23 protein-coding genes and 1 tRNA gene are annotated in these 25,300 nt (G+C 62.0%); 11 read left to right on the plus strand and 13 right to left on the minus strand.

Annotated elements, in window-relative coordinates; translation table 11 throughout:
* Position 1 precedes the first annotated feature (1 nt).
* The 6 genes from QOU61_RS08210 to QOU61_RS08235 form a co-directional block, all read right to left on the minus strand.
* Complete coding sequence (locus tag QOU61_RS08210) at positions 2-643, minus strand: FliH/SctL family protein (RefSeq protein WP_289657604.1); 642 nt, start codon at positions 641-643, stop codon at positions 2-4.
* A complete protein-coding gene (fliG, locus tag QOU61_RS08215; protein WP_289657605.1) occupies positions 643-1,722 on the minus strand; it encodes a flagellar motor switch protein FliG in 1,080 nt (359 codons plus the stop codon). Before fliG ends, QOU61_RS08210 begins: the two co-directional genes overlap by 1 nt.
* A 1-nt stretch (position 1,723) precedes the next feature.
* Positions 1,724-3,352, minus strand: a complete 1,629-nt coding sequence (fliF, locus tag QOU61_RS08220; protein WP_289657606.1) for a flagellar basal-body MS-ring/collar protein FliF — start codon at positions 3,350-3,352, stop codon at positions 1,724-1,726.
* Between the two features lie 173 nt (positions 3,353-3,525).
* The gene (sciP, locus tag QOU61_RS08225) at positions 3,526-3,801 is read right to left on the minus strand and encodes a CtrA inhibitor SciP (protein WP_002714638.1); all 276 of its coding nucleotides are present in this window, start codon (positions 3,799-3,801) and stop codon (positions 3,526-3,528) included.
* 194 nt (positions 3,802-3,995) lie between these two features.
* The gene (locus QOU61_RS08230; RefSeq protein ID WP_289657611.1) at positions 3,996-4,697 is read right to left on the minus strand and encodes a flagellar hook assembly protein FlgD; all 702 of its coding nucleotides are present in this window, start codon (positions 4,695-4,697) and stop codon (positions 3,996-3,998) included.
* 11 nt (positions 4,698-4,708) lie between these two features.
* Positions 4,709-5,896, minus strand: a complete 1,188-nt coding sequence (locus QOU61_RS08235) for a flagellar hook-length control protein FliK (protein WP_289657612.1) — start codon at positions 5,894-5,896, stop codon at positions 4,709-4,711.
* 46 nt (positions 5,897-5,942) lie between these two features.
* On the opposite strand from QOU61_RS08235, the gene QOU61_RS08240 reads away from it, so the two are divergent.
* From QOU61_RS08240 to QOU61_RS08260, 5 genes are all read left to right on the plus strand, one after another.
* Positions 5,943-6,311, plus strand: coding sequence for a hypothetical protein (locus tag QOU61_RS08240; RefSeq protein WP_289657613.1), 369 nt, complete (start codon positions 5,943-5,945; stop codon positions 6,309-6,311).
* A 386-nt stretch (positions 6,312-6,697) separates the two neighbouring features.
* Positions 6,698-7,891 (plus strand): tRNA 2-thiouridine(34) synthase MnmA, encoded by a 1,194-nt coding sequence (gene mnmA / locus QOU61_RS08245; protein WP_289657614.1) that lies wholly within the window; start codon positions 6,698-6,700, stop codon positions 7,889-7,891.
* Positions 7,892-7,912: 21 nt separating this feature from the next.
* The gene (locus QOU61_RS08250; RefSeq protein ID WP_289657615.1) at positions 7,913-8,551 is read left to right on the plus strand and encodes a class I SAM-dependent methyltransferase; all 639 of its coding nucleotides are present in this window, start codon (positions 7,913-7,915) and stop codon (positions 8,549-8,551) included.
* A 65-nt stretch (positions 8,552-8,616) separates the two neighbouring features.
* Positions 8,617-8,982, plus strand: coding sequence for a hypothetical protein (locus QOU61_RS08255; RefSeq protein ID WP_289657616.1), 366 nt, complete (start codon positions 8,617-8,619; stop codon positions 8,980-8,982).
* 120 nt (positions 8,983-9,102) lie between these two features.
* A tRNA-Met gene (locus tag QOU61_RS08260) sits at positions 9,103-9,179 on the plus strand.
* A gap of 140 nt (positions 9,180-9,319) precedes the next feature.
* Here the strand turns inward: QOU61_RS08260 and QOU61_RS08265 are convergent.
* The 3 genes from QOU61_RS08265 to QOU61_RS08275 all read right to left on the minus strand — a co-directional run bounded on the left by QOU61_RS08265 (position 9,320) and on the right by QOU61_RS08275 (position 12,587).
* A complete protein-coding gene (locus QOU61_RS08265; RefSeq protein ID WP_289657617.1) occupies positions 9,320-9,490 on the minus strand; it encodes a hypothetical protein in 171 nt (56 codons plus the stop codon).
* Positions 9,491-9,597: 107 nt separating this feature from the next.
* On the minus strand, positions 9,598-10,299 hold the full coding sequence (locus QOU61_RS08270; protein ID WP_289657618.1) for an SDH family Clp fold serine proteinase: 702 nt from the start codon (positions 10,297-10,299) through the stop codon (positions 9,598-9,600).
* A gap of 1,391 nt (positions 10,300-11,690) precedes the next feature.
* The gene (locus QOU61_RS08275; RefSeq protein WP_289657619.1) at positions 11,691-12,587 is read right to left on the minus strand and encodes a DUF2189 domain-containing protein; all 897 of its coding nucleotides are present in this window, start codon (positions 12,585-12,587) and stop codon (positions 11,691-11,693) included.
* 538 nt (positions 12,588-13,125) lie between these two features.
* Here QOU61_RS08275 and coxB point away from each other — a divergent pair.
* From coxB to QOU61_RS08300, 5 genes are all read left to right on the plus strand, one after another.
* Positions 13,126-13,959, plus strand: coding sequence for a cytochrome c oxidase subunit II (coxB, locus tag QOU61_RS08280; RefSeq protein WP_289657620.1), 834 nt, complete (start codon positions 13,126-13,128; stop codon positions 13,957-13,959).
* Between the two features lie 71 nt (positions 13,960-14,030).
* Positions 14,031-15,806: a cytochrome c oxidase subunit I gene (gene ctaD / locus QOU61_RS08285; RefSeq protein ID WP_289657621.1), complete on the plus strand. Its 1,776-nt coding sequence runs from the start codon at positions 14,031-14,033 to the stop codon at positions 15,804-15,806.
* The gene (locus QOU61_RS08290) at positions 15,803-16,507 is read left to right on the plus strand and encodes a cytochrome c oxidase subunit 3 (protein WP_289657622.1); all 705 of its coding nucleotides are present in this window, start codon (positions 15,803-15,805) and stop codon (positions 16,505-16,507) included. The genes ctaD and QOU61_RS08290 overlap by 4 nt, the downstream gene beginning before the upstream one ends.
* 15 nt (positions 16,508-16,522) lie before the next feature.
* Positions 16,523-17,245: a heme-copper oxidase subunit III family protein gene (locus QOU61_RS08295; RefSeq protein ID WP_289657623.1), complete on the plus strand. Its 723-nt coding sequence runs from the start codon at positions 16,523-16,525 to the stop codon at positions 17,243-17,245.
* Positions 17,246-17,254: 9 nt separating this feature from the next.
* Entirely contained in the window at positions 17,255-17,662 is a 408-nt protein-coding gene (locus tag QOU61_RS08300; RefSeq protein ID WP_289657624.1) for a cytochrome C oxidase subunit IV family protein, read from the plus strand.
* Between the two features lie 143 nt (positions 17,663-17,805).
* On the opposite strand, the gene QOU61_RS08305 is transcribed toward QOU61_RS08300, so the two are convergent.
* Positions 17,806-17,991: a hypothetical protein gene (locus QOU61_RS08305; protein ID WP_289657626.1), complete on the minus strand. Its 186-nt coding sequence runs from the start codon at positions 17,989-17,991 to the stop codon at positions 17,806-17,808.
* 364 nt (positions 17,992-18,355) lie between these two features.
* Between QOU61_RS08305 and QOU61_RS08310 the strand changes: the two genes are divergently transcribed.
* Positions 18,356-19,630, plus strand: coding sequence for an ABC transporter substrate-binding protein (locus QOU61_RS08310; protein ID WP_502876901.1), 1,275 nt, complete (start codon positions 18,356-18,358; stop codon positions 19,628-19,630).
* Between the two features lie 32 nt (positions 19,631-19,662).
* Here QOU61_RS08310 and QOU61_RS08315 read toward each other — a convergent pair whose 3' ends face one another.
* The 3 genes from QOU61_RS08315 to QOU61_RS08325 form a co-directional block, all read right to left on the minus strand.
* Complete coding sequence (locus tag QOU61_RS08315; protein WP_289657627.1) at positions 19,663-21,543, minus strand: sensor histidine kinase; 1,881 nt, start codon at positions 21,541-21,543, stop codon at positions 19,663-19,665.
* Between the two features lie 222 nt (positions 21,544-21,765).
* On the minus strand, positions 21,766-22,857 hold the full coding sequence (gene cax, locus QOU61_RS08320; protein ID WP_289657629.1) for a calcium/proton exchanger: 1,092 nt from the start codon (positions 22,855-22,857) through the stop codon (positions 21,766-21,768).
* A gap of 104 nt (positions 22,858-22,961) precedes the next feature.
* A complete protein-coding gene (locus QOU61_RS08325; protein ID WP_289657630.1) occupies positions 22,962-24,689 on the minus strand; it encodes a SulP family inorganic anion transporter in 1,728 nt (575 codons plus the stop codon).
* Positions 24,690-25,300: the final 611 nt, after the last annotated feature.

Here is a 25,300-nt window from a genome sequence, read left to right on the forward strand (position 1 = left end):
CTTAATCCTCGTGGCCGGCGCTTGCGGCCTGGTTGCGGGACGCCATGTAGCGCCCGACGAGCTCGTTGATCTTGGCCTCGATGGTGGCGCGATCCAGCACGACGCCGCCGTCGGCCCATTCGATGCGGCAGTCGCCGGCGGCGATTTCCGGCTCGGCCAGAAGCACCAGCCGGCCCTGGAAGCCGCTTTGCGCCGCCTGCCGCTCGATGCTTTCGCGCGCGGCCTCGTAGAGCGCGGCGTTGATCCGCACCACGAGATGCGGTGTCGAGACGAGCTGGGAGAAGCAGTCGCGGATCAGGCCGGTGATCTCGCCGAGCGGCTCGGCCGCGATCAACTGGCTGCACAGCTTGCGGGCGACGGCGACCGCGACGTCGACGGCCTCGGTCTCCATCCGCGTTTCGATGCCGGCAAAGCGCGCCGCGATCCCCTGCATGCCGAGCCGGATTTCCTCCAGCGCCAGCGCCATGCGGCGATCGCTTTCCACCTTGGCCTCGCGCTGCGCGGCGTCGTAGCCCTGCCGATAGGCGAGCGCCTCGGCGGCCGCGACCTTCTGCGCGACCTCGGCGGCGGTGGCCGCCCGCTCGCGCGATCTGTCGGGTGCGGCGAAGTCGTTGTCGAACAGGAATTTGGCGGGCGCGGCCATCAGTACACCAGCTCGTCGTCGGCGCGGTTCTTGGTCAGCATGATCTCGCCCTTGGCCGCGAGATCCTTGGCGAGGTTGACCAGCAGCGCCTGCGCCTCGTCGACGTCGCGCAGCCGCACCGGTCCCATCGCGGCCATGTCGTCGACCAGCATCTTGGCGGCGCGCGAGGACATGTTGCTGAAGAAGAAGTTGCGCACCTCCTCATTGGCGCTCTTGAGCGCGACGCCGAGCTTGTCCTTGTCGACATGGCGCATCAGGGTCTGCGCCGAGCCGGAATCCAGCTTGATCAGGTCGTCGAAGGTGAACATCAGCGCCTTGATGCGCTCGGCGGACTCGCGGTTTTCCTCTTCCAGCGCGGTGATGAAGCGGGTCTCGGTCTGGCGGTCGAAATTGTTGAAGATCTCCGCCATCACCTCATGGGCGTCACGGCGGCGGGTCTGCGACAGGTTGGACATGAACTCGGTGCGCAGCGTCTGCTCGACGCGCTCGATCACCTCCTTTTGCACCGCCTCCATCTTCAGCATGCGGCCGACGACGTCGAGCGCCATGTCCTCGGGCAGGATCGCGAGCACGCGGGCGGCGTGTTCCGACTTCAGCTTGGACAGCACGACCGCGATCGTCTGCGGATACTCGTTCTTCAAATAGTTGGCGAGCACCTCTTCCTGCACGTTGGAAAGCTTTTCCCACATGTTGCGTCCGGCGGGGCCGCGGATCTCGTCCATGATGCCGGTGACGCGGTCGGCAGGCAGGTACTGCTGCAGCAGCCGTTCGGTGGCGTCGAAATTGCCCATCAGCGCGCCGGAGGCCGACATCCGCGAGACGAATTCGAGCAGCATGTCCTCGACCACCTCGGCCTCGACGGTGCCGAGCGTCGACATCGCCATCGACAGCTCCTTGACTTCGTCGTCGTCGAGCATCGACCAGATCTTGCCGCCATATTGCTCGCCGAGCGCCAGCATCAGGATCGCCGCGCGCTGGCGGCCCGGCATCTTCACCTGGGGCCTGCCGTTCTGGCGCGGCGCGAGGCTCGCGATCACACTGGTGATGTCGGTCGAGTTTGCGGTCTGCGGTAATGCCATGTCAGGTAGCCGGTTCAGTCAGCCATTGGCGAAGGATGGAAACGGTTTCGTTGGGGTTGCGCTCGGCAAGCTCGCCGACGCGATGCACCGACTGGGCGTGGACCTGGCCCTGGACCTGGGCGACGTCGATCAGCTGCGCGGTGGCGTTCGTGCCCGGAAGCAGGGCCTGGCCGGGCGCGCCGCCGCCCGATGCGCTGCCGTCGGCGATCGCCGGCACCGGCTCGCCGGCGAGCGCGGCTGCGATCTCCTCGGAGGCGAGGATGCGTTTGACCAGCGGACGGATCACCATGAACATCACGACGAGGCCGAGGATCATCATGACGCCGAGCTCGATCACGTACATGACGTCGTCCTTGGTGAACTGCAGCATGCCGAGCAGGCCGGACGGTTCGGGCAGCGAGGCGACTGCGGGCGCCTCGGCGAATTTCAGGTTGACGACCTCGACCTGGTCGCCGCGCTTCTGGTCGAAGCCGATCGCCGAGCGCACCAGCGCGGCAATCCGGTCGAGCTCTTCCTTGCCGCGCTCCTTGTAGACCATCTCGCCTTTTTCGTTCTTGGCGTAGCTGCCGTCGACCAGCACGGCGACGGAGATGCGGTTCACCCGTCCGGCCTCGGTGACCTCGGTCTTGGTGGTGCGCGAAATCTCGTAGTTGTTGGTCTCCTCGGTCTTCTTGCTCTGATCGCGGCTGGCCGCCGCATTGTCCTGGTTGCGGTTGCCCGGCAGCTCGTTGTTGACGGTGACCTGGCCGTTGTTGTCGGTCGTGACCGCGGATTCCTCGCGGGTCTGGCTCGAGCGCAACACCCGCCCTTCCGGATCGAACTTGTCGGAGGTCTGGGTGATCTTGTTGTAGTCGAAATCGGCGGAGAGCTGGACGCGGGCGCGACCCTGGCCGACCACCGAGGACACGATGTCCTCGACCTGCTTGCGCATCCGCTTCTCGAAGCCGGCCCGGCGTTCGTCGCCGACCGCCTGGTCGATATCGCTGGCGGCGCCGTCGGCGAGCAGCTGGCCGGCCTCGTCGACGATCGACACCCGCTGCGGCTTCAGGCCGTTGACCGCCGAGGCGACGACATGGCGAATCGCGCGAATCTGCTGCGGCTCAAGCGTGCCGCGGACGCGGACCACGATCGAGGCCGAGGGCTCCGGCGTCTCGCGCGAGAACAGGGGGCGCTCGGGCAGCACCAAATGGACGCGCGCGGCCTGGATACGGTCGATGGCACGGATGGTGCGGGCGAGCTCGCCTTCCAGCGCGCGCAGATGGTTGATGTTCTGGACGAAGCTCGTGGTGCCGAGCGCGTCCGACTTGTCGAAGATCTCGTAGCCGACGCCGCCGCCCTTGGGCAGGCCGCCCTCGGCGAGCTTCATCCTGAGCCGCGTGACCTTGTCCTTGGGCACCATGATCACGCTGCCTTCGCCGCGCAGCTCGAACGGAATGCCCTGGCGCTCCAGGTCCTTGATGATCGCGGACGAGTCCTCGACGCTGAGGTCGGTGAAGAGCGTCGTCATCTGCGGCGTCGTGACGCGCATGATGACAAAGGCGAAGAAGCCGATCAGCGCCGCTGTCACGGCGATCATCGCCATCAGTCGCGAGGCGCCAAGCCCCTTCAGAAAGTCAACCAGACCCTGCAAACCAACCGCCCCAGATTCGGCGCCCAAATTCAGCTGGGCAATTATTGCCTAGGGTATGGTTTCGATATGGTTAACGAAGGTTAAGAGGTCGGGACGAAAAATGGTCATGAAAAAAATCGGCCTCGCGGGGCGAGGCCGATTTTCGTCAAATTGCGCTGGTTCTAGCGGAAGCGTTACTGGCGATATTGCTGGATGCGGGTCGTGCGCAGTCCGGCAAGGCCGTGCTGGTCGATGGAAAATTGCCAGGAGAGGAATTCGTCGACCGTCAGGGTGTAGCGGCTGCAGGCTTCCTCAAGCGAAAGCAGGCCGCCGCGCACCGCGGCAACGACCTCGGCCTTACGGCGAATGACCCACCGTTTGGTCCCGGGCGCGGGCAAATCCGCGATCGTGAGCGGACTGCCGTCGGGCCCGATGACGTATTTCACCCTCGGGCGATGGGGTTCTGTCATGGCGTACTCACAAACTCTCAACCACTGAACTCACCCCGGCAAACTACGCCCTTCGGCTTAAAATTTGCCTAAACCCAAGGCTGCAATATGATTCTCCTTTGACAAGCCCTCATGCTGGCGGTCCGGACAGGGCAAAAGCCCGGACCGGACCCGCGATTGCTAACGAATCGTTAACGAGGCCGACGGGCCTCGAGCTAATTCACGATGCGCTGGATCTGGTTGATGGTGTAGCTCTGTCCGTTGATCGAGAGCAGCGGCGGCGACTGGGTGAGGTCGACCGAGTTGACCACGCCCTGCGCCTGGGTGGTGATGCCGACGGCATTGCCGGAGCTGTCGGTCGCGGTCGCGGTCAGCGTGTACTGGCCGTTCTGCCATTGGGTGCCGTCGTTGCCCTGGCCGTTCCAGACGAACGGCTGGTTGTTGCCGGCGCTGGCCGAATATTTCCCCGAAAATACCGTCTGCCCGCTGCTGTTGGTGATCGAAATATTCACGGTCGAATTGCTCGGGATGTTCAGGTTCCAGGTCGCCTGGGAGTTGGTCAGGGTCGCCGTGTTGCCGTTGACCACGGCGGTCTTGCCGACGAAGGTCAAGGCCTGGGTGGCCTGCGCGGTCTGCTGCAGCGAGACCAGCGTGGTCAGCTGGTCGTTGGTCTTGAGCTGCTGCTCGACCGAAGCGAATTGCACGAGCTGCTGGGTGAACTGGTTGGTGTCCAGCGGATCGAGCGGGTTCTGGTTCTTCAGCTGCGTCGTCAGCAGCGTCAGGAAGGTCTGGAAATTTCCCGCCAGCGTCGCGCCGGAGGTCGAGCTGAGCGAAGAGCCCGACGAGGACGCCGGTAGCGGCGTCGTTCCCGAAACGACAGGGCTGGCTGTAACGGCTGCTCCGGCGGTAGTCGCCATCTTACGTCTCCTTACACCCGGATATCGACGCCGCCGCTCGGCGAGAGCATGCGGCCATATGATCGTCCCGCGGCTATCGGGGGCATCGTATCGTCTTCGCTGATCACCAGCCGCTGCGCGTTGCCGGCACCATCGCCGTTGTTCTGCCCGGACGAGGACTGATCGCGCAGGCTGAACTGCAGGCCGTTGCCGTTCATCTTCAGCCCGGCGTCGTCGAGCGCGCGCTGCAATTGGGGTGCATCCTGCTGCAGCATCGACAGCGTCTGCGGCTTTTCGACCGTCAGATGCGAGGTCACCTGGCCGTTGCGGTCGACGTCGATGCGGACGTCGATGCGGCCGAGGTCGGCCGGATCGAGACGGATGTCGAAGCGGGTCTTGCCGCTTTTGGCGGACGCTGCGATCTCCACCGCAAGCCCGCTCAGCGGCACGGCCACCGCATTGGGAGCGGCGGAAACATTGAAATTGGTGCTGGAGGCGGAAGCCGGTGTCGCAGCTTGCAGCTGCGCGGGCAGTGCGGCGGGCGCCTGCAGGCCGGTGTCCGGCGCCGTGGTCGCGGCGGCTTCGCTTGAGGTTTGAACGTGGTCGCGTGCCGTGGCCGCCGCAGGCGTGTTGTCAGGGTTCGCAGCTTTGGCGGCGCCTTCGGCCGCGACCGCCGCGGCCGGCCTGGCGGTGGCGGTCGGCTGCGGTCCGGTGGTCGTGACCGCAGGACCCTGGGTGGTCACGGCGGTCGCGCCCGATCCGTCTGGCGGATCGGCGGCGTCTGATGAGTCGGTCGCGGCTTGGGTCGCCGTACCCGTCTTGGTGGTTGCAGCTTTCGCTGTGCCCGGAGCGGGGAGACCGACTCCGTTCGGCAATGACTGGCCGGGCGCCTGTGAATTGGTCTCGATCGCGCCTTGCGGAAGCGGCGGGCCGGTCTCGATGGCCGGCGTTTGCGCGCCGGCCTTGATGGCGGCTGCATCCTGCGCGGTCGACCCGGTGGCGCCGCCCGTGCCGCCCGTGCCGCCGGGTCCCGCCGGCGCTGTCGTTGCGGCAGCGGTCGTTGCGGCGGCGGTCGTTGCCGCGGTCGCGGCGATCGCGGCCTTGGCGATTGCAAGCGGCCCGGTCGAGTCGGTCGGGCCCTGCGCCGGATTGGTGGCGGTGCTGCCGGGCACGGTGAATGGGATCGCCACGACGAGGCCGTCCAGTGTCGTGCCGGTCACCTGTTGAGGTGAAGCCGTCGCGTCGCTCGCCGTCGAAGTCGTCGGCGTGGTGGTGGTGTCCGATTTAGCCGCCTTGCCGTCGCCGTCCTTTGCGGCGGACTTGCCCGCCTTTCCGGATGAGCGGGTGGCTGGCGATGTCGAAGCGTCGCTGCCGCCTTTCGAGTCCGTCGCGCCGGCGGCCGGCGGACTGGAAGCGCCGTTGCCGCTATCGTTGCCCGCGCGGGACGCGGGCGGTGAAGCCGCATCGCGCTGGGCCCGGCTGTCGGCAGGCGTATTGTCGGTAGAGCGTGGCAGCGCAGGCGGCTGGGGAGCCGGCGAGGGCGGCGTGTCGCTGCCGGACTGGCTGACGAGTGAGCCGAAATTGTCGGCCGGACGCGGCGGGTCGGGCCGCGCTGCCTTCGGCGGCGGGACCTGAGCGGACAAACTGGCAGCTAGATCTGACGTGACACTGAACACGGACCGGCCTCTTTCAAGCAACGCGCTTTCCCTCCTCAGCAAGGAGTGGGCCATCTCCGCGCGTTCAGAAATGTGTATATATTTCAATGGCTTGCTTGGGCGTTGCGGGGGCGCCGGAGCGATCCCGGCGATGCCGTTTCTGCCCGGCGGCAAGATTTGCCGCTTCACAGGTGCAAAAGGGGAAGGCTCGTGATTGCCTCGCGCCAGCACCACCTATATTAAAGAGCAGCTTTTCAGCCGTCCCGAGCAGACGAATCCCGCCTGTTTGGAACCGCTTAGGGGTTCCGATCGCAGACCGCCTTCCGGCCGTGGAAGCGCCCGATCGCGCCCACGGACGCCAAGCCGATGACCGACACCACGCGCAACAGTCTGGACCTCGAAGGCCGCCCGCAGGACACGCGGGTCGTGGTTGCCATGTCCGGCGGCGTCGATTCCTCGACCACGGCCGCGCTGCTGAAGGCGGAAGGCTATGACGTCGTCGGTATCACGCTGCAGCTCTACGACCATGGCGCCGCGACCCATCGCAAGGGCGCCTGCTGCGCGGGGCAGGACATCCACGATGCGCGCGAAGTCGCCGCCCGGATCGGCATTCCGCATTACGTGCTGGATTACGAGAGCCGCTTCCGCGAATCCGTGATCGACACTTTCGCCGAAAGCTATGCCTCCGGCGAGACACCGGTGCCCTGCATCGAATGCAATCGCTCGATCAAGTTCCGCGATCTGTTGAAGACCGCGCGCGAGCTCGGCGCGTCGGCACTGGCCACCGGCCACTACGTCGCCTCTCGTCGTCTGGGCGACGGTTCGCGGGCGCTGGTATGCGCGGCCGATGCCGAGCGCGACCAGAGCTATTTCCTGTTCGCGACCACGCGCGAGCAGCTCGATTACTTGCGTTTTCCCCTGGGCGACATGACCAAGGCCGAGACGCGCGAGCTGGCGCGGCGCTTTGATCTTGCGGTCGCCGACAAGCACGACAGCCAGGACATCTGCTTCGTGCCGACCGGGCGCTACACCGACATCATCAGCCGGCTCAGGCCGAATGCGGTCGAGCCCGGCGACATCGTCGATCTCGACGGTCGCGTCATCGGCGCGCACCAGGGCATCATTCATTTCACCGTGGGCCAGCGCAAGGGATTGGGCATTGCCGCCGGCAGCCCGCTTTACGTCGTGAAGCTCGATGCGGCGACCCGCCGCGTCGTGGTCGGCCCGCGCGAAGCGCTGCGCACCGACCGCATCGTGCTGCGCGACGTCAACTGGATCGGCGACGGTCCGCTCGATCGCGCCGTGGCTGGCGGGCTGGAGATTTTCGTGCGGGTGCGTTCGACCCGTGCGCCGCAGCCGGCGTGGCTGCGCGGCGGCGACGGTCACTACGAGGTCGAGCTGGTCGCGGGCGAAGAGGGCGTTTCTCCGGGCCAGGCCTGCGTGTTCTACGATGCGCCGACAGGGCAGGCGCGCGTGCTCGGCGGCGGGTTCATTCAGGCGGCGATCGCAAAGGCTGCGACGGGCGCGGCAATTCGGCCGCTCGAGGCGATGCGCGGATAGCAGCTTCAGGGGCAGGGGGAAATGGCTGCGGACATCGACCGCGAGGGGGTCGAAAAGGCCTATGGGCGCTGGGCGCCGGTCTACGATCTGGTGTTCGGCAAGGTGTTCGATCAGGGCCGGCAGTCCACCATCGTGGAGGCCGATCGGATCGGCGGCCGCATCCTCGATGTCGGCGTCGGCACCGGGCTTTCGCTCTCCGACTATTCGCGCTCGACCAGGCTGTGCGGCGTCGACATTTCCGAGCCGATGCTGCGGCGGGCGCAGCAGCGCGTACGCGCGCTCGGCCTCACCAATGTCGAGGTGCTCGCGGTGATGGACGCCAAGCACCTGGCATTCGCGGATGCCTCCTTCGATGCGGTGGTGGCGCAATATGTCATCACCGCCGTGCCCGACCCGGAAGCGACGCTGGATGATTTCATGCGCGTGCTCAAACCTGGCGGCGAGCTGATCCTGGTCAATCACATCGGCGCCGAGAGCGGCCCGCGCCGCATCTTTGAACTGGCGTTCGCACCGCTGGCGCGGCGGCTGGGCTGGCGGCCCGAGTTCCCCTGGGTGCGGCTGGCCAACTGGGCCGCAAGGCATGGCGGCGTGAGCCTCGCTGAACGGCGCCCGATGCCGCCGATGGGGCATTTCTCGCTGATTCGCTACCGCAAGATGTGATCTGCGGAAGGCGGCACACATCGCATGCCGGCGGAACTTTCGCGGCATCGATTTGTTTTCGCTGCATGCGGATCACATGCACTCTTCTACTCTGTGCGCTGTCCGCGGCCGGCATTGACGCCGCCGCGGCGCAGGCGCCTCCCGTGGCGGCAACGCCGCCTGCCGCCACGGCACCCCCCGGACCGCAGGCTGCGAGCGACTGTGCCCCGACCAAGCCGGTGCCGTCGCGTGGAACGGTGGTTCCGGAAGGCACCACCACGGGCCAGGCCAGCGAGCCGCTCGGCGACCGGCTGGCGAAGTCGAACGGCGTGCTTTGCCCGCCGCCCGGTATCGACCCGGAAATGCGCGCGCCCGCGCCGGATGCCGGCAATACGCCGGTGATCCCGCCGCCCGGAAGCCCTGGGGGCGATCCCAACCTGCGGCCAAAATAAGCCAAGGATTTGGGCACTTTGCTTGACAGCGCGTCGGGTGCTTTCTTATATGCCGCCCGTTCGCGGATGCAGCAGCCCGTCTCCAATATAGAGACATCCGGCCCTGCAGCCCGACGCCGTGGCGGGGTAGCTCAGCTGGTTAGAGCACGGGAATCATAATCCTGGGGTCGGGGGTTCGAGTCCCTCCCCCGCTACCAAATCTGCAATTTTGTTTGCGGTCTTGCGATTTTCTACGATCCCGCACGGCTGGCAGTAAAGCGGCTGATCGCGGCACCGACGTCGCTTATGTCGACTACATGGCTCGGTGCGATTTAACGCATTGGCGCCGAGCTAAATCTTATTTCTCATCCACATCCCTCCAGGCGATACCATCTGGAGCCTCACCGATCAGCCAGAACATCTTTTTGCTCAGGCGGTTTGCGACCAATTGAGCGAGATCGATGAAGCTATAGACAGCGTCTGCGAAGAGATATTCGGGTGTTTGTTCTTTGACGATATCGGTCCCCAAAAGACCGATCGCTCCCCGCTGTCGATGACGAAGCCGTGGTCCTTGTAATGATTGACCAGATGGCTTGCCACCTCAGCGGCCGTTTTGCCTGATTGTATCTGCCGATGTCAGAGCAGCCGCTCCGCGTATTGCGCGGCGCTCTCACCCACGCGCTCATAATAGCCAAGTCTGCGGATGGAAATCTGATCAATCAGGTACTTTGCCAGCACGTCTGACGATCCTGGATATTTCTCAGCCAGCTCGGCTATGTGCCTGAGGGCATTTCCTAGAGCGAGCGCTGGCAGTCCGGAAATTTGCGGGTCTATTGGGCCGAGCTGGCTCATCATGCCCATGTGGATTTCATCAGCGCCCAAGCAAATCAGCGTGGCGGCGGATTTTGCTCGGCGCGGAACAGCCACGACGAACTTGTTTGCCGATAGTCTCTTCAGCGTTTTGCTAATCAGATACGCGGGTTCGATCTGGCCGCCCGGACTGTCGATTACCAGAAGTATATCTTTGCCGGTCAATTCTCTCGCGGCTGAATAAAGTCGATCCGTGTGATAGCTAGTAATGGCGTCGTCATCAAAGAGAAAGAGAATTGCGTAATTCTTGAGACTATCCGAGTGCTTGGCGACTATTTTGTCCAGCTCCTTCTTGAGCGCCTTCTTGAAGGCTTCAAGGTCCTTGGTCCGAAGCGCTGCGCTCCAGCTTATTTCGGGCTCCGCTTTTCCCTCACTTTCTGAAACGTCCCCAATTCCCGCAGCCACTTCGTCCGGCGTCTTGGGCCCCTCTACAGGCGTTTCGTTGCTCTGGCTCGGTTTTTTTGCCATGGTTCCCCCCCCCCCCCGATTGGGGGTTGATCCAAACGCAACCGTTGCGGGAAATCAATGGGTAGACACACGGAATCCGGTGGAGGGGTTTGTGGACCCGGCGAAATCAGCAATCTTGGTTCGTGCCCTTCGGGTAGCCCCCTGTGGGGCGGCGGCGTCCCGATCGGCGAGGACTTCGGCCAACTCCTCTATTCTCCTTGAACCGCTGAACCCGCTTGGGGGTGCAGTTCGATCACGTCTGTCTGACTCTCGGCAGTGGCAAGCTCGGCCTCGATCCTCGCGAGTTGCGCCCGAAGTGGACTTAGCGACGCTGCCGCCTGCCTCGCGCCGTCGTTGCACGCGCCCGACTCCTTGTGGACGCTGCACTGAACGCGCAGGCCATTGGCGTGCGATTGCGTAGCGAAGCCTAAAACGAAAACCGCTGTGTAACTAAGTCCCACTCAAACCTAGATCAGCGGGCAATTCTGGTCTCCGTTCGCCCAAGCCATAACCAGGCCTTTGTACCGTTCACTGGCTAGCGTATTGCCAGAACGGGCGATCAACTTCGACCCTGTCGCGATCTTTTCGACGCGGACGGATAGATAGTAGTTTCTGACGCCCAAATTGATAAGTGAGAGTGTTACTTCACCATAGCCAAGCTCGGAATACAGGTCCGAGTCCACGGCCATGGATGCATATGCGCTCATGTTCCCTGCGAAGCACCGCTTGGCGGTTGTGGAGACACGTCGATAAATTTCTTGGTAATTCTCTGAGTATGTTTGAATCGCGGGTGTCGTCTTCGCTTCAAGGTCGGTCGGTGTAGTAGAACAGGCGCCTAGCATTAGCGCAGCCGCACAGGCGACCACGCTCCAGAGTTTTAGCATTTCAAAATCCCCAGCCCTACGAGTAAAGATATACAATCCCAACTCAAGGCTGTAGGCAACTCAGATTCGCCTTTCTGACCTGATTCCGCCGGTTGCGCGCGATGGCAGCGGCCGAGCGGCTCAGCCATTGCCTCTGTTTGCGTTCTTGCGATTTCCTACGATCCCGCACGGCTGGGAGCAAAGCGGCTGATCGCGCAAGCGCCATTCTGACACGCTGGATCAGCGGCTGTTGCGACCGACGGGGCCGCTTTTGTCGACGCCGCGCGACCGCGTCTTGGCAACTGAGATGAACTGCCTGCGCGTGTGCTTTGCGTCGGGCGGATCAACGCTCGACGCCACACTTGCTGGAAGCCCACGGCGCCAAAGCCATTGCGGAATCTGTCCAGAACGCAATCGCGGCGCGATCCCGGTTTTCCCGCTGCTACAGCGCTGGAGCGCGATGACCTATCTTGGAATCGTCATCTCGCTCCAGTCTTTTGTTTGCGCGTAATCTCTTCCGAAAGCCGCTTCACACTTCCGGATCGCGCTCTAACGCTCACGGCTCCACGGGAAGAGAGAGGCCGGGAAATCTGCCGCGTAGCGATGACCGATCGGTGGGCGAGGCTCTTCTGGCTGGGGATTCGGGTCAGGTTCCACCACCTTCCGGTAAAGATGCCAGCTCGCATGACCGAGCACCGGCAGAACGACGCAGAGACCGACGAAGAATGGCAGCGAGCCCACGGCCAGCAATACCGCAACGATCAACCCCCACGCGGCCATCTCAACGGGGTTCATCATCACGGCCCGTATCGAGGTGCGGATCGCATCGATCGCTGTCGCATGCCGGTCGAGCATCAGTGGAAACGAGACAACGCTGATGCACAGGGCCATCACCGCAAACAGGAAACCGACGCCGCATCCGACGATGATGAGGGTCCAGCCTTCAGGCGTCGTCAGCACCCGCTCTACGAAATTAGGGATGTTCGCAGCCGGAACATAGCCGAAGGTTGCAATGTAGATCGCGTCCGCGGCGGCGATCCAGACCCCGAACAGAACGAGCAGGAGGATGCCAAGTTCGAGCATGGCGCCGAACGACGGCGCACGCAGCACCTGCATTGCATCCCAGGCTCCTGGCTCCTCCCCGCGTTCGCGGCGGCGGCTCAGTTCGTAGAGGCCGAGTCCGGCGAAAGGACCGATCAGGGCGAAGCCGGCGGCGAGCGGAAACAGTAGCGGCAGCACCGAATAGCCAAGCACAAGCCTGAACAGGACAAGTCCGAGCACGGGATACATCACGCACAGGACTATTGCGTGGGTCGGGATAGCCTTGAAGTCTTCCCAGCCGAGGCGCAGCGCGTTGCCCAGGTCGGAAAGGCTGATCTTGCGAACGACATAAGCCGTAGGGACGCCAAACAATTGCAGTTTGGGTCGTGCGAATACTGTGGTCATGGTTCCGGTCTCCTTGCCGGTGGTCGCAGGGGAACGGAGCGCCCTCACAAAACACGCACATCCGCCTCATGCGCGAAAATCGCGACTTAGTCCGGCAAATCAGATTCAACCAGAAGGAGCTTGCCGGACGACATCCGTCGCAACCGGTCCAGTAAAACTAGTCCGATACGCAGTAGAAGCAAGAACGCTGTCGGAGAATTGTGCAATCGCACAAACCAGGTTTTGCGATGCACCATCCGATGGTGGGTGCCGATCGGTGTTCTCCGGCGCGCGCCGCATTCGGGCCAACATGCGCCGGACAGAGGCGGGACATACTCCTCTATTGACGCCGGCCTCGACGGGTACCATCTTAAAATCCTGAACGCCCCCAGCTCTGATGAGATTGCGGTCGTGACGTTGATCCTTTGTCCCAGCGTCGCGACCGGCAGAATGGGCGAGGCAAGAGGCACGGTGATGGTGAACGTGACACCATCCCTTTGACGAGAGCTCCGCCCTTTCGATCGTCTCCGCAGCCTTCAATGGCAAGGAGGAATGAGGGATGGCTGTAGCGATCATACTGCTTCTGGTTGCGATCGCCTCGGTGCTGTTTCACCTCTACAGCCCGTGGTGGTGGACGCCGATCGCCTCAAACTGGCGGTACATCGACGACACGATCAATCTGACGTTCTGGATCACTGGGGCGGTTTTCTGCGCGGTCATCGCGTTCATGGCTTATTGCGTCTTCCGCTTCCACCACAAGGAGGGACGGCGGGCCGCCTATAATCCCGAAAACAAGAAGCTCGAATGGTGGCTCAGCATCGGGACGGCAATCGGCGTCGCAGCCATGTTGGCGCCCGGCCTTGTCGTCTGGCACCAGTTCGTCACGGTTCCGGCCGATGCGACCGAAGTCGAGGTCGTGGGACAGCAATGGATGTGGAGCTATCGGCTTCCCGGCAAGGACGGCCGGCTCGGCACCTCCGATGCGCGCAATATCAGTTCCGACAATCCTCTGGGGTTGAATCCCAACGATCCGAACGGACAAGACGACATCGTCATTCAAAGCGACGACTTGCATCTGCCGGTTGGGAAGCCGGTGAAGGTGCTGCTCCGCTCAATTGACGTTCTGCATGATTTCTATGTGCCCGAGTTCCGGGCGAAGATGGACATGATACCGGGCTCGGTGACGTATTACTGGTTCACGCCCACCCGCACCGGAACATTCGAAGTGCTCTGTGCGGAGCTGTGCGGTAGCGCGCACGCGCAGATGCGGAGCAAGGTCATCGTGGAGGAAGAGAAAGAATATCACGCGTGGCTCGAGAAGCAGCGGACCTTCGCGGAGTTGTCAGGCCAGCACGACGTCGCGAAGGCCGCGTACAAGACTGGTAGCGAATGAACATGCCGACGAGGATCGGCCAGATATGAGGTGAACTCGTCGCTGAGCAGAAGACCAAGGAGGCTATTCCGATGGTCGATATCCCGTTTGATGAGGTCGCACGCATTCCGCCCGCCGAAGTAGGTGAGGTCGAGCTCTATCACCCGCGAAGCTGGTGGACGAGGTACGTCTTTTCGCAAGACGCCAAGGTTATCGCCCTCCAGTACTCGATCACGGCGATGTCCATCGGAATGGTTGCGCTGGTGCTGTCGTGGATGATGCGGCTGCAACTGGGATTTCCCGGAACATTCTCCTTTATCGATGCCAACCAGTACCTTCAGTTCATCACCATGCACGGCATGATCATGGTGATCTACCTGCTCACGGCATTGTTCCTCGGCGGCTTCGGCAACTACCTCATCCCGTTGATGGTTGGCGCGCGAGACATGGTCTTCCCCTACGTCAACATGTTGAGCTACTGGGTCTACCTGCTCGCTGTGCTGGTGCTGGTCGCGACCTTTTTCGTGCCCGGCGGCCCCACCGGCGCTGGTTGGACGCTTTATCCGCCCCAGGCGATTCTCTCCGGTACCCCCGGGCAGGATTGGGGCATCATTCTCATGCTGGCCTCGCTGATCCTGTTCATCATCGGCTTCACGATGGGCGGGCTCAATTATGTGGTGACAGTGCTGCAGGCCCGTACGCGCGGCATGACGTTGATGCGCATGCCCTTGACGGTGTGGGGCATCTTCACGGCCACCGTGATGGCGCTGTTGGCGTTCCCGGCGCTGTTCGTCGCCTCGGTGATGCTGCTGCTGGACCGCATCCTGGGAACCAGCTTCTTCATGCCGGCGCTCGTCGAGATGGGCCAACTGACGAAGTATGGCGGCGGCAGCCCGATCCTGTTCCAGCACCTGTTCTGGTTCTTCGGCCACCCCGAAGTCTACATCGTCGCCTTGCCGGCCTTTGGCATCATTTCCGATCTGATCAGCACTCACGCCCGAAAGAACATCTTCGGCTATCGCATGATGGTTTGGGCGATCGTGGCAATCGGTGCTCTCAGCTTCGTTGTATGGGCGCACCACATGTATGTGAGCGGCATGAACCCGTATTTCGGGTTCTTCTTCGCCACCACGACACTCATCATCGCCATCCCGACTGCCATCAAGGTCTACAACTGGGTGCTGACCCTGTGGCGCGGCGACATTCATCTCACGGTGCCGATGCTGTTCGCCCTCGCGTTCATCATCACCTTCGTCAATGGCGGCCTGACCGGATTGTTTCTCGGCAACGTGGTCGTGGACGTTCCGCTATCCGACACGATGTTCGTTGTCGCGCACTTCCACATGGTGATGGGTATCGCGCCGATCATGGCCGTGTTTGGCGGAATCTATCACTGGTATCCGAAAGTCACCGGACGCATGCTCAATGAGGCGCTTGGACGTTTCCACTTCTGGGTGACGTTCATCGGGGCTTATGCGGTCTTCTTCCCCATGCACTATCTGGGCCTGCTCGGGATGCCCCGCCGCTATCACGACATCGGCGAGACAGCCTTCGTCCCGGCATCCGCCCATGACCTCAATGCGTTCATGAGCGTGGCGGCGCTGATTGTCGGCTTCGCCCAGCTTGTCTTCCTGTTCAATATCATCTGGAGCCTGTTCAAAGGAAAAGAGGCCGGCAGCAACCCCTGGGGAGCCGCCTCGCTGGAATGGCAGACGCCGGAGACCCCGCCGGGGCATGGCAACTGGGGAAAGGAACTCCCCGTCGTCTATCGCTGGGCCTACGATTACAGCGTGCCCGGCGCCGCCAGGGACTTCGTGCCGCAAAATGAACCGCCGGCCGGATTGGTGGCGCAGGGAGCCCACCCGTGAGTGCCATCATCCTGTTCATTGTTACAATAGCAGCGATCGCGGGATGGTGGCTCTCGCAGCAACGGCTGATGGCCAAACCCTGGCTGGAGCAAGGAGTGGACGTCGATTTTCGCGGTGAGAGCGGTTCGTCCGTGCCGACGGCGAAGATTGGACTGGGCGTGTTTCTCGCGGTCGTCGGCTCGTTGTTCGCGCTGCTGATCAGCGCCTACTCCATGCGCAACAGCATGGTGGACTGGCGGGAGCTGCCCCTGCCCAGGCTGTTGTGGTTCAATACGGGCGTCCTAGTCATGAGCAGTGTGGCGCTGCAATGGGCGCTCATGGCCGCGCGACGCGACGACATCGACGGCTTGATCGTCGGCCTGCTGATCGGCGGAGTATCCGCCGTGACCTTCCTGGCCGGGCAGCTGTTGGTGTGGCAGCAGCTGAACGTCGCCGGGTATTTCGTAGCGTCCAATCCAGCCAATTCCTTCTTCTACCTGATCACAGCCGTGCACGGACTGCATCTGACGGGCGGTCTGGTGGCGCTCGGCAGGACGACCGCAAGGGTGTGGCGTGGCGCTCCGATGATGCAGATGCGCCTGAGTGTGGAACTCTGCGCTATCTATTGGCATTTCCTCTTGTTGGTCTGGTTGGTCTTGCTCGGTTTGCTGACGGGCTGGACCGACAACTTCGTCGACATCTGTCGCCAGTTGCTTACCTAGCGAGGGCAGGGACCGATGGCAGAAACCACACTAGCACACCCGAAGGCACCGCCGGGGATGATCGCCGGATGGCGAGGCATCGCCGCCGACTGGGCCTCAGACCAGCGCGCCTTCAAGAATGTTTCCTGGGGGAAGGCCATGATGTGGATCTTCCTCCTGAGCGATACTTTCATCTTCAGCTGTTTCCTGCTGTCGTACATGACGGCGCGAATGTCCACGACCGTGCCGTGGCCCAACCCCAGCGAAGTCTTCGCGCTAAATCTCGGGGGCAGGCACATCCCGCTCATCCTGATCGCGATCATGACGTTCATCCTGATCAGCAGCAGCGGGACGATGGCGATGGCCGTCAACTTCGGTTACCGCCAGGATCGCGTCAGAACGGCAGCCTTGATGCTGGCCACCGCGGCATTTGGCGCGACGTTCGTCGGAATGCAGGGCTTCGAATGGACCAAGCTGATCATGGAGGGCGTGCGGCCCTGGGGCAATCCGTGGGGCGCGCCGCAATTTGGCGCATGCTTCTTCATGATCACCGGTTTCCACGGTACCCACGTGACCATCGGCGTGATTTTCCTGATCGCCATCGCGCGAAAGGTCTTGCGGGGAGACTTCGACGTCGAACGGCGCGGCTTCTTCACGAGCCGGAAGGGGTATTACGAGATCGTCGAAATCACCGGCCTGTACTGGCACTTCGTCGATCTCGTGTGGGTATTCATCTTTGCCTTTTTCTATCTCTGGTGAGGTTGGCGCATGACAAACGCAGCGGTACATGTGGAAGGGCAGGCAACGCAACATGCGCTACACGCTTATGTGCATGACGCAGTCGCATCAGGAACCACGCACGCAAAGGGCCAGCAACACCCGATCAAGCTCTATCTCGTGGTCTGGGGATGGCTGTTCGTGCTCAGCACCTGCTCCTACCTTGTCGACTTCTTTGGCATCCATGGCCATCTTCGTTGGTCGCTGATCCTGCTATTCATGGTGCTGAAGGCAGGCCTGATCGTTGCTGTGTTCATGCACATGGCTTGGGAGCGGTTGGCGTTGGCCTACGCCATCCTGTTGCCGCCGGTGCTGGTGCTGGTTTTTGTAGGGATCATGGTGTTCGAATCCGACTATACGCATCTGCTCCGGGTCATATTTTTCGCGTCAGCGAGCTAGTAGCAGGACGGTTATGACCACTTAGGTCATGCTTGCGATGCTCCGTCACCAAGCAGGGATTCGCAGCTGAGCCGCGAATTCGAACGCGCCCTGATTGTCGCGGCCGTTTGCCGCCACGTCTCGCTTTGTTCCTAGGCCTCCACTCAATCGCGCTTGGTCGAACGCCGTTGATGCGCTTCAAGCCGCAGTCGCTGCGCTCTCAGGCGCTTTGTCTCTTCATCGAGCGCGTCAATCTGCTCTTCATGCTGTGTCGCTTTGGATTTCCGAATATCCGCCTCACGCAGCTTATTGAGCGCTTTCTCAACGGAGAGCTTGGTGGTTTCGGCCATAGTGAATCCTCATGACGTGAGAACAGGGTGGGCCGCTGGTCTCGTAAAGAGAGGACACTCTCACGGTGTCGAAACAGCAGAGCGAAGATCTTCGGCCGCCACAATTGTCCTAAGGTGCGCTTATGCGTCAGTTGCGCTCACATATTCGCGGCGATGGCGACTTTGCGGGGACGCATGCTCCGGTGTTGCAAAAGGCACGGCGCGCCTCGGGCTCCCGTTGATTTAAATCAAATGGACGCAGCAAATCCGGCCTTTGGTTCCGATTGGGCGGCGCTGGTTGAACCACGACCACGATCTGAATCAAACAAACGCACGCCAACGGCAGTTGCGGGGGGCAACCACGACCGACCTAGGATGCTCGCAAATGGCGCGTGATTGCCAACGTACATGGGAACAGGTTCGAGACGTCAACAGATCGCGTCCGATCGGTCGCTGGCTATTTGCACTGCTCGTTACAGTAACCTCTTTGGGTGCGATGTCGCAGCGTGATCGTGAGCCAGCTGCGACTGAAAGTGAGATCCGGATCGGCAACGTGATGCCGTATACTGGCGCCATGTCCAGCTTCAGTGCGATTGGCATGGCCGAAGCCGCCTATTTCGAGATGATCAACGAGCGCGGCGGGATCAACGGCCGCAAGATCCGTTTCATCTCCTACGACGACAATTCCGACCCTTCTACCGCGATCGATCTGACCCGGATGTTGGTCGAACGGGACGACGTTTTGTTGATGTTCGGCTCGTTCGGAACCTTCGGTAATCTTGCGGCAAGGCAATATTTGAACGAAAGGCAAGTTCCGCAGCTATTTGTTGCTTCGGGTGACGACGAGTGGAGCAATCCCAAGGCCTTTCACTGGACCATGGGATGGCAGCCCACCTTCCGATCAGAAGGCCGCATCTACGCCAACTACATCCAGGCGGCCTACCCCAACCGGAAAATCGTCGCGCTTTGGCAGAATGATCAGTTCGGACGAGATCTGTTCAAGGGGCTGGAGGAAGGACTCGGCGACCTTAAACGGATGATTATCGTCGACATCGCTTATGAGAGTTCGGACGCATATCTTGCGTCACACGTTTCAATCCTGAAAAGCACCGGCGCCGATATCTTCGTGTTTGCTGGTTCTCCCGAAAACGCGGCTCGGGTGATTCGAACAGCATCGGAGCTCAACTGGCATCCGGTCTTTTTCCTGAACGACCAGTCCGCCTCTATCGCGACTGCATTGAGACCGGCGGGTCTGGAGAACTCCGTCGGAGTGATCTCGACCTCCTTTCTGAAGGATCCGAACGATCCGGCGTGGAAGGACGACCCGGCAATCAAGGGCTGGCCCCAGTTTTTGGAAAAGTACTTTCCCGGTGGCGACAGGGACGACAGCGCTGCACTTTATGGCTATGCGGCCGCGGAGACGCTGGTTCACGTGCTGAAGCAGTGCGGCGACGATCTTTCCCGGGAAAATGTCATGCGGCAAGCAGCCTCTCTCAAGCAGCACCAGGTGTCCGTTCTCTTGCCCGGAATCATGGTCAGTACCGCACTTGGCGATTTTCGGCCGATCAAGCAAATGCGACTGGTGCAGTTCGACGGCCGCACCTGGCAACTGATTGGCGACGTGGTCGAATCGGTAGTTCCGGATTTCGGGAAAAAATAGATTCCTGCGAGGTAAGCCATTTTGCCTCGGTGCTAGGGATGTGACGCTGTAATGCGGTTCCCATGGTCGGTAGCCAGCGGCAGCGTGAAGCGAAACGTGGCGCCCCCGTTAGTCCGGTTCTCCGCCCAAATCTGGCCGCCATGTGCTTCGACGATCGACCTTGCAATGGACAGGCCCATGCCCATGCCATGCGGCTTTGTCGTAAAAAATGGTTCGAACAGTTCGTTGAGTTGCTTTGGCGGAATGCCCGGCCCATGGTCCGACACGGAAGCTTCCGCGAAGTCGCCAACGCGCGCCGTCGAAACGGTAACCCTGCCCGTTGAAGTTGCCACGGATGACGCCGCATCGAGCGCGTTTACAATCAGGTTTACCAGCACCTGCTCCAGCTGAATGCGATCGCCCCTGATCGGAAGCGAGATCGCTGACGGGATGCCGGTCAGGTCAGCATGCCGTGCGGCAGCGGACAGCGAGAGGAACGCCAGGGTCTCTCGGACAACCTCGTTGAGGTCCAATTCCCTGGGTTCGAAGGGCGCCTTTCGCAGAAAGCCTCGCAAGCGATGGATCACGTCGCTCGCCCGTTCGTCGTCCCGACGAATGTCAGAGGCGATTTCCTTCAGCTCGTTGACGTCGGGCTCGGGAGACTTGAGCATAAGCTCGAGGGTTTCCACGTTGGTCAGAATCGCGCCAAGCGGTTGATTGAGTTCGTGAGCAAGCGATGCGGTGAGTTCGCCGACCGTTGCATGACGGTTGACATGCGCAAGTTCGGACATGCGCTGCCGCGACTGGACTTCGGCAATGAGTCGTCGCCGCCGCTCATAGAGCAGGCGGACAATGAGACCGCTCTGCAGAAGGATTACAAAGCCAATCAGGGCGATCTGCCAGCGATATTGTTCCCATGTCACGGGCTTGCGAAAGTCGATTTCGCTTTCCGGAGGCAAGCGCCTCTCGCTGATGCCCCATCGCTGCAGCTCCCGCCAATCATACTTGGGCCGCCCATACTCCAGAACAGGCGTCTTGATATCGGCTGGTTTTTCCCCGGACAGGATGCGGATGGCGGCATCGGAAGCTGCTTTTGCGCCAACCGAAACCGACGTCATCGGTCCGCCGACAATCGCGCCGGAAAAAAACGAATCGTCATAGGAAAAGATCGGCGCATTTGCGACTGCAAACAGCCTCCTCAGCGAACTGTCGCCCTCGTGAACCGCCCCGATAGCATCCACCTGAGGCTGGATCCAGAAAATCGCGCTGTGCGGCGGAAGTGTCGCTGCGCGATCCAGCATCTCTTCGAAAGACAAGTCATTGAGAAAGACAAGATCAACGCGGTTCGCCCAGGACTCCAACTCTCTGCGTATCTCCCCGATCCAGAATCGCTCGTTCGGAGAATTGCCGACCGCTACAGCAATCGTCTTTGTGGCCGGCAGAATTTTCAGAATGTTGCCGAACAGCTTCCCGATGTCCTGTCGGACGGCAACCACCGCATCGCTTTCGGTCAGATCAAGCTCCTGCACGCGACGTTGGTCGACGGCGGTCAGTAGCATCGGCGAGGTTGAAAAGAGATCGCTTCTATGGCGCTGAACAAAGAGCGCGGCCGGAGCCCCAAAAGCCACAACCAGGTCCGGGGCCTGGCTGGAGAACAGCGCCGCGAGGTATTCTGCAAATTGTGTTTCAGCGTTCTCGTCCCCGGTCCGCGCCGTGATCACTGAAAAATCCTCAATGACCAGGGGCCATCGCGACCGGCTATCCAGTTCCTGCCGGAGCGCCTTGGCATACTCGCTCCACGGCTTGAAATTCTGCCCATATGAATGGAGAAAAACGACGCGCTTGGGCACGGTCGCCGCAAAACAGTCTGCCGCCAGGACGAGGACGGCAGCAATCGCTATGTACGTTACGATCCGGGAGGCGTGTCGCGTCACAGCTGCCTCGAGCCGAGTTGATCGTCCGGCCTTCCCACGCAACCAGGCTAGCACCAGAGCGGACGTCTCGCCAGATCGATCCTCTCAAGACAACCCTCTTTATAGGCCGCAATCGCGATAACTTCGATGCGTCATTGGCTGAAAAGCCGCGCGTCGTCGCATGACGGGGGAAGCAGCCGTATCCGCGCCAACGCACTTGCGGGTCATCGTCCCCTCGTCGATTCAGGTCTGGGGTGGCAGCAGATAGAGCGTGATCCCGAAGATCGCGTAGACAGTGACGATGAGGGCGCCGACGAACCACGCCGAGCGGCCGTTGCTGGTCACCAGCGATGCCGTGACGCTGGCGATCAGCATCATCGCGACCGCTCCGCGCCAGAACTGGAGGTCCATGGGAGTGGGACCGATCAGATAGCTGGCGAGGACCAGCACGGGGGCGACAAACAGCGCGATCTGGACCGCGCTTCCGAGCGCGATGCCGACGCTGAGGTCGAGCTTGTTCTTGCGCGCCGCAGCAAATGCCGAAACCATTTCGGCCGCGCCGCCGACCAGGGCGACGACGATGATGCCGACGAAGGCCGGCGTGATCCCAAGCGAAACCGCGGCCTGCTGAACCGATTCCACGAAGACTTCGCTGACCAGTGCAACCAGGATAGTCACCGCCGCCAATGTTCCAAGCGCGAGCGACAACGGCCACGGCTTTTCGTCGGATTCGCGGTGCTCTGTGCTGGCGAAAAGCTCGCGATGCGTCTTGAGCGAGAACAGGAGGCCCAATCCATAGACGGCAATGAGGAGAACCGAAATGCTGACGCTCAGCGAATGGGTGAAGGCGGCATTCGCCGCTCCGTCAGCCTCGGCAAGAACCGAGGGGATCAGAATCGCTATGGTTGCCAGAAAGAGCAAACCGCTCTGCAATCGCGCAGTCGACCGATTGTAGTCCTGCACGTGATAGCGGAGGCCGCCGATCAGGAACGAGGCGCCCAGCATGAACAGTGAGTTGGTGATGATCGCGCCGACGATGGAGGCTTTTACCAACACGTATTGCCCGGCGCGCAGCGCGGTCAGCGCGATCAGAAGTTCAGTCAGGTTGCCGAGGGTTGCGTTGAGCAGCCCGCCGATCAGATCGCCGGTCCTGGCGGCAACGGACTCGGTGGCGAGGCTGAGCAAGGCGGCGAGCGGCACGATGCTCGCGATCGACAGCAAGAACAGAAGCGTATGGGCTTCCGGCCAGAGAAGCTGCGCTGCAAGGACGATCGGCACCAGGACCAGAAGCCACAGCAGCGGCGTATGACGGATATCTTCAAGCAGTGGATTCATGGGGCAGGGCCTCGATCGATCCTGAAGCAGCCATCCGCTTTTGCGCCACGCACGGCTTGACCTATGTCAATGGCGGACCACGTGCAGCGCTTCCTGCCGACTGGTCACGCTGTTGCCTTGACCTGATCTTCCCAATCCTCCCAGGCAACATGATTGATTTCGAGATAGCTCGAAACGGCCGAACCGACCGTCGGGAAGAAGTAGCTCTCGCCGAGCTGCGCATACAGACCAAATCGCTTGAGCTTGTCCTTGACCGGATCCTTGAGCTCGGCGAAGCAAAGCTCGATACCGTCCTTGTGCAAGGCATTGTCCAGTTCAGCGACAGCATCGCAGGCCGTGACGTCGACACTGGTGACCGGCTCGGCCGCGACGACCACCCAGCGCACGGGCGTGGGCGATTTCTCCACTGCGTCCAGAACCCGCTCCTTGAACAGTTCCGCATTGGCGAAGAACAGGGGAGCATCCCAGCGAAACAGGACGAGGCCCGGGACCCGACGCGCGTTGGGATAGCGTGTGATGTCGTGATAGCCCTTGACGCCATCGGCGCGCCCAAGCACCGTCGAATGCGGCCGCCAGCCGTCCCACAGGAACTCGGCGATCGCCACGGCGATCGCAAGACCGATACCGGGAATCGCTCCAAGCACGGCCACCCCGACGAAGCACAACACCGACAGCCAGAACTCCCAGCGCTGGATGCGGTATATCCGTTTGAGGTCCGCGATCTCGATCAGGCCGATCGCCGCCGCGATGACCACCGCGGCAAGCGCCGCGTTGGGCAGAGATTGAAGCAGGTTCGGGGCCAGGAGCAGAAGCAGTGCGATCGACAGTGCGCCAACAACGCCGGTAAGCTGGGTGCGGGCGCCCGCCGCTTCCGCCACCGGCGTGCGTGATGAGCTGCTGCTGATCGGAAAGCCATGGAAGAAGCCGGTCGCCAGGTTGGCGGCGCCGAGCCCGACCATCTCCTGGTTCGGATCGACATGGTCGCCCAATCGTGCGGCATATGTCCGCGAGAGCACACTGGTGTCGGCGAATGCAACAAGCGCTATCGCACTTCCACCGATCAGAACCGGAAACAGGTCGCTATAGCGGATCCAGGGGATCGTGAGGGCCGGCAAGCCTTGCGGCAGCGGCCCCAGGACCTTGACGCCGTAACGAGAGGCGAGATCGAGCGCGGCGACGGCGAGCGTCGCGCCGACAACGGCAATCAGAATGCCTGGCAGCCGCTTGTTGTTCTTCAGCGACAGGATGACCATCAGAGTGCAGATGCCGACGGCAAACGCGGCCCAATTTGCCTTTCCGCCAAGGATGGCTCCGCTGATAGCCCACAAATCGCGCAACGGTCCTTCGCTATCGATCGAGAAGCCGAACAATTTTGGCAGTTGACTTATCAACACGGTGAGCGCGATGCCGTTCATATAGCCGTAGCGGATCGGCTTGGAGAGCAGCTCGGTCACAAAGCCGAGGCGCGCGATGCCCGCGAGAATGAGCACGAGCCCCGTGACGATCGCCATCATGCCGGCCAGCGTGACGGCGCGAAGCGGGTCGCCGCCCGCAAGTGGTGCGACGACGCCGAGGATGACGGCGGCGAGACTCGAGTCCGGTCCAAGCACCAGGATGCGGCTTGGGCCAAACAAGGCGTAGGCGAGCAGCGGGACGATCGTCGCGTAGAGACCGTAGATGCCGGGCAGGCCGGACGCGGCCGCATAAGCGATGCCGACCGGAACCAGCATTGTGGCGAGCACCAGTCCCGCGAAGACATCGTGAGAAAACGACGCCATCTCGTATCTGCGCAACTTGCCGATTCCCGGGAGCCAGCGAAGCCAATGGCTCATCTCGCACTCACTCTCTGGCCGCAAGCACATAGTGTCCGTGGCCGGCCGGCGAAGGGGAGCCTCTAAGGGCTGAAACCGGCGCAGGAAAGTCACCAGCATTTGCTGGGGAGAGAGGCGGGCCTTGATTTATCTCAAGCTGATCCTGACGGCCGCACGGTGCGTGGATCGTCCGCGACACGACCGGCCGCTTTCGCGAAACGGGCGCCGCTCGCCATGGCACCTTAGGACAATTGCGCGCCTGATTCGTTTCAAGCTTGATAGGCTGGTTCCGTGCATGTCGACCCCTTGTCACGGAACGCATCGCTCTAGGTGAGGAGTGATGGGCGGTCCCCGTCGCGTGCCTGCGACGCCGGGACCGCCCTGCGGGGCTGCGGCACTACGCTGGGACGAGGAAACGACAACAAATCGGCTTCAGCGCGCGGTTGCGGCGGCTGCACACGCGCTTGGCCTTGGGCAGGTAGGGTGAACATGGCAAACCTCCGCGAATTCGACGCGCGCGCCGCATTATGCCGCCAGTTCGCAAAGCTGGATCCCGCGAGCAGGCATGTTTGGCTGGCTGAGGCCGAGAGATGGGCCGGCCTCGCACAGATGATCTCGCGCTCGCAGGCGGA

The sequence above is a fragment of the Bradyrhizobium sp. NP1 genome, assembly GCF_030378205.1.
GTDB lineage: Bacteria > Pseudomonadota > Alphaproteobacteria > Rhizobiales > Xanthobacteraceae > Bradyrhizobium.

Coding starts and splice junctions, on each gene's coding strand:
- QOU61_RS08255 (WP_289657616.1), top strand. CDS start 8,617: ATGCGGATCACATGCACTCTTCTACTCTGTGCGCTGTCCGCGGCCGGC.
- sciP (WP_002714638.1), bottom strand. CDS start 3,801: ATGACAGAACCCCATCGCCCGAGGGTGAAATACGTCATCGGGCCCGAC.
- QOU61_RS08295 (WP_289657623.1), top strand. CDS start 16,523: ATGGCAGAAACCACACTAGCACACCCGAAGGCACCGCCGGGGATGATC.
- QOU61_RS08270 (WP_289657618.1), bottom strand. CDS start 10,299: ATGGCAAAAAAACCGAGCCAGAGCAACGAAACGCCTGTAGAGGGGCCC.
- mnmA (WP_289657614.1), top strand. CDS start 6,698: ATGACCGACACCACGCGCAACAGTCTGGACCTCGAAGGCCGCCCGCAG.
- QOU61_RS08210 (WP_289657604.1), bottom strand. CDS start 643: ATGGCCGCGCCCGCCAAATTCCTGTTCGACAACGACTTCGCCGCACCC.
- coxB (WP_289657620.1), top strand. CDS start 13,126: ATGGCTGTAGCGATCATACTGCTTCTGGTTGCGATCGCCTCGGTGCTG.
- QOU61_RS08310 (WP_502876901.1), top strand. CDS start 18,356: ATGGCGCGTGATTGCCAACGTACATGGGAACAGGTTCGAGACGTCAAC.
- QOU61_RS08300 (WP_289657624.1), top strand. CDS start 17,255: ATGACAAACGCAGCGGTACATGTGGAAGGGCAGGCAACGCAACATGCG.
- QOU61_RS08325 (WP_289657630.1), bottom strand. CDS start 24,689: ATGAGCCATTGGCTTCGCTGGCTCCCGGGAATCGGCAAGTTGCGCAGA.
- cax (WP_289657629.1), bottom strand. CDS start 22,857: ATGAATCCACTGCTTGAAGATATCCGTCATACGCCGCTGCTGTGGCTT.
- QOU61_RS08230 (WP_289657611.1), bottom strand. CDS start 4,697: ATGGCGACTACCGCCGGAGCAGCCGTTACAGCCAGCCCTGTCGTTTCG.
- QOU61_RS08305 (WP_289657626.1), bottom strand. CDS start 17,991: ATGGCCGAAACCACCAAGCTCTCCGTTGAGAAAGCGCTCAATAAGCTG.
- ctaD (WP_289657621.1), top strand. CDS start 14,031: ATGGTCGATATCCCGTTTGATGAGGTCGCACGCATTCCGCCCGCCGAA.
- QOU61_RS08275 (WP_289657619.1), bottom strand. CDS start 12,587: ATGACCACAGTATTCGCACGACCCAAACTGCAATTGTTTGGCGTCCCT.
- QOU61_RS08250 (WP_289657615.1), top strand. CDS start 7,913: ATGGCTGCGGACATCGACCGCGAGGGGGTCGAAAAGGCCTATGGGCGC.
- fliG (WP_289657605.1), bottom strand. CDS start 1,722: ATGGCATTACCGCAGACCGCAAACTCGACCGACATCACCAGTGTGATC.